Origin of the sequence: Vibrio sp. 10N.286.46.A8 (assembly GCF_041470165.1) — a bacterium.
GTDB classification, from domain to species: Bacteria; Pseudomonadota; Gammaproteobacteria; order Enterobacterales; family Vibrionaceae; genus Vibrio; species Vibrio tasmaniensis_A.
This window is the reverse complement of the sequence record NZ_JBFRLX010000306.1, coordinates 1-3779: the sequence shown is the minus strand read 5'-3', so window position 1 is coordinate 3779 and position 3779 is coordinate 1. Positions and strand designations below refer to the sequence as shown.

The following is a 3779-nucleotide window of genomic DNA, read 5'->3' as shown; positions in this document are numbered from 1 at the left end:
GTGTGTTAATCTCTTTGTTTAATATATTTCAGGCTTACTATCAGCCATTGCCATACTTTGTTGATAAAAGTGAGTATCACGACAGCTTCGTAGATGAAACTAATCACTACTTTTTCCATATTGTTCGCAATGAAGCCTACTCGTTGCCTGCGATCACTGAGAGACTGATACAAGTTATACCTAGCCACTGTAATGTTGATGTTTTTGTTCGCATTTATCCATCTGTCAACCAACCTGAAAATGATGCTTTGTATATGCTAATTGAGAGAAAGGATGGCGAAGCTCTTAATTACTTGTCATCTATTTTTGAAGTTGAGTCATCTTTTGATTCGTTTGTGAATTACATGGCTCAAAGGAGTTACTTTTGCGAATAATTGGTTTGCTATTAGTATTAGCACTCACAGCTGCAAGTTTCATGATTGATAGAAACGTACTCGCGGGCACTCGTTGGCACTGTAAAACCATCAAAACGGGCTTTATGACGCAGGCATTTCAACCTTATCAATCGTTGTATGAACGTATGACTTTTACCTTCCAATCAGACAATACGTTTATGATTGCAGAGGCGGTAAAGATTGAAGAGAAGGATGGTCAGGTGAGTAAATTGGAGCACCACTCCTCAGGTCGTTATTCGTTAGAAGATGGCGAGTTGTCTATCTCTATCATTGATTATTCGCCGACAACTGAAACTGATGACCCTGTGATTAATCGAGAGTATAGCTCGTATAAGGGGCTGAATATTGATTACTCAGTTGTTGTCACCGATGACTCACTCTATTTATTTAATAAAAATCGTTTCGAAATTTTTAATTGGGTATGTTTTAAGGTTCAGAAGTAGTCATATAACTTCTACACCAAGAGCTTACCGAACTAAAAAAGGCAGGTTGTCCCTGCCTTTTGTGGAAACTTGTTTATTGTTTTACTTAAACCAGAGCGTTGTAACGATCTAGTCCAGCATCTAGATCCGCAATCAGGTCATCGACGTCTTCTAAGCCGATATGAACGCGTATCAAGGTTCCTTCGAAGTTAGGGTTCGCTACCGTTCTCAAGCTATTAAAGCTGCTCGGTTCGTTCGCTAGAATCAAACTTTCAAATCCACCCCATGAGTAACCCATACTAAAGTGCGTCATACCATCAAGCAGAGCAGTCGTTGCTTTTGTGTTTGAGTTCTTAAGAACGAAAGAGAACAAACCATTACCGCCAGTGAAGTCTCGTTTGAAGAATTCATGACCGGGACAAGACTCAAGGGCAGGGTGACGAACATGGTCAACCTCAGGGCGTGTTTCTAACCACTTTGCTACTTTTAGGCTGCTTTCAGCATGTTGGCGAAGTCGAACGTCAAGAGTGCGAATACCGCGAAGACCAAGATAAGCGTCATCTGGAGATACGCACTGTCCCATCAAGTAACTCTGCTCTCTCAGTTGATCCCAACATTTTTCGTTGGCTACCGCCGTTCCTAGCATCACATCAGAGTGACCAACAATGTATTTAGTCGCCGCTTGAATTGAGATGTCGACGCCAAAATCGAACGGTGAGAAGTTAACACCAGCCGCCCACGTGTTATCGAGCATTACAATGATGTCATGTTCATGGGCAATACGTGCGAGTGTTGGAATGTCTTGAACTTCCATGGTGACTGAACCCGGAGACTCAGTAAATAGAACCTTAGTATTTGGCTTAATAAGGTCTTGGATACCTTGACCGATCGTTGGCTCGTAGTAAGTGGTCTCTACACCCATCTTTTTCATTATGGTGTCACAGAAATCACGAGTGGGTTCGTAACAGGTATCGACCATCAGAATATGGTCACCTGTTTCAACAAAAGAGAGGATGGCATTAGAGATGGCTGCCGTACCACAAGGGTAGAGTGCGCAGCCTGCACCACCTTCAACTTCAACCATTGCATCTTGAAATGCGAAATGAGTCGTGGTGCCACGGCGTCCGTAGAAAAGTGTCTTGTTAGCGCGGTTAATGGTCGCTTTGCGTTTCTCTTCTACTGTGTTGAACACGACAGTTGAAGCGCGTTGTACTGGTGGGTTAACGACACCATTAGTCCACTTCTTATCACGACCTGCAGTGATCAGTTTAGTGGTTTTGTTCTCGGACATGCTGTGAATTCCTTATCAATCGGTTATGTCCTATTTAAAACATGCCAATAGCCTTCAAAGCAAGAGGAGAGCGGGAGTTTTTGCGCTTTTCTTTCGCTTTTTAACCTTCCACATCGTTTATCGTGAAAGGTTTAAAATCCGATAGTCGGCGAGTGATGAGCCGCGGTGGACGCATTGATGGAATTAAAGCAGCGGGTTGAATAAGTAAAACAACCTTTCGAAGAAGCGGTTGCGTAGGTTTCTCTGCTCCCATTGCTCCAATTCCACTGGATGAGATGATTCAATATAGGATTGCTGCAAATCAAACAGTTGCTTGGTGAAGTGCACATCATCAACGGCTAGCGTTACTTCGAAGTTAAGCCATAGGCTGCGCATGTCGATATTGACCGTTCCGATTAAGCAAAACTCTTCATCAATCACTACCGATTTGGTGTGAAGAAGCCCGCCGTAAAACTCATATATCTTCACTCCGGCTTCAAGCAGTTCGGTATAGAAGGCGCGAGAAGCCCATTTAACCATTAATGAATCGTTGTTATGTGGAATGATTAATTCTACGCTGACACCACGTTGTGCCGTCATTTTGAGTGTTTCTAATAAGTCGGCACTCGGTACAAAGTAGGGTGTTGTAATACGAACTGAATGGTTTGCTTGATTAATCGCAATAGTAAGAACTTGCAGAATCAAATACTCCGGCATGCCCGGCCCAGATGGCACTACTTGAACTGGATGATGCGTCATTATTTCTTCAACCGGGCACTCTGGTAAATCAGGAAGAATGCGTTCACCGGTTTCCACTTCCCAATCCCAACCATGAATTGCTGACAACACGTTAACGGTTGGCCCAGTGACGCGAACCATGACATCAATCCATTGGCCGACACCTGAGCTCTGTTTGAAATGAGCTGGATCTACCATATTCATTGACCCGGTATAGGCGATGGACTCATCAATCACGATGATCTTCCGGTGCTGCCTTAGATCTAAACGGCGTAAGAAAATACGCCAAGGACTAACCTCTAATGCTTGGACAACGTGAACGCCAGCGTCTTTCATCATTGAACGCCAGTGACTTTTGAAAAAACGCGGGCTACCTGCAGAATCGAGTAAAACTTTAACATCGACACCACGTTTTGCTGCTCGAATAAGTGCGGAAGCAACGGAGTCAGTTAAGCCACCGGGGTGCCAAATATAGAAAACCATTTTGATACTAGTCTGGGCGTTTTCTATATCTTCGATAATTGCGTGTAGGATCTCATTAGGAGAAGCTTGCAGTGAAAGTGTGTTTCCGCTGAGAGCTGGAATGCCCATCCGATTGTTACAAAGCTCATCAATTTTGTGGATAGGAGAGCCGACTTTACCTGGAAGGTGGACTTGGCAATCATTTAATTGGCGGAACCAATCACCAAAAGGCGTAAACATGCGATGTGCCCGCTCAGCCCTCTTTCTACCGAGATTTAGCTCTCCGAAAAGGAAGTAACAAGCGACGCCAACAATAGGGATAATGTAGATAACCATCAACCATGCGAGAGAAACGCTGACAGAGCGTCGTTTTAGTACGACACGAAAAGTCACACCGGCGACAAGGACCCAGTATAAAGCGACAGAAGCTAAAGTTAAAAAATGGTAGAGCTTTTCCACATTGAATACTCGAAAAAAGAGACACTTAGATAG

At 43.7% G+C, this 3779-nt stretch carries 3 protein-coding genes and 1 pseudogene; 2 read left to right on the top strand and 2 right to left on the bottom strand.

Going from position 1 to position 3779, the window contains the following annotated elements; all coding sequences use genetic code 11:
• A pseudogene (locus AB4232_RS21895) lies at nt 1–374 on the top strand (hypothetical protein); the annotation flags it as partial.
• A complete protein-coding gene (locus tag AB4232_RS21890; protein WP_017098177.1) occupies nt 365–838 on the top strand; it encodes a hypothetical protein in 474 nt (157 codons plus the stop codon). The pseudogene AB4232_RS21895 and the gene AB4232_RS21890, both read left to right, overlap by 10 nt.
• An 85-nt stretch (nt 839–923) precedes the next feature.
• Here AB4232_RS21890 and AB4232_RS21885 read toward each other — a convergent pair whose 3' ends face one another.
• Both AB4232_RS21885 and cls read right to left on the bottom strand, forming a co-directional pair.
• On the bottom strand, nt 924–2108 hold the full coding sequence (locus tag AB4232_RS21885; protein ID WP_371709149.1) for a cystathionine beta-lyase: 1185 nt from the start codon (nt 2106–2108) through the stop codon (nt 924–926).
• 183 nt (nt 2109–2291) lie between these two features.
• The gene (cls, locus tag AB4232_RS21880) at nt 2292–3746 is read right to left on the bottom strand and encodes a cardiolipin synthase (protein ID WP_012604351.1); all 1455 of its coding nucleotides are present in this window, start codon (nt 3744–3746) and stop codon (nt 2292–2294) included.
• Between the last annotated feature and the right edge of the window lie 33 nt (nt 3747–3779).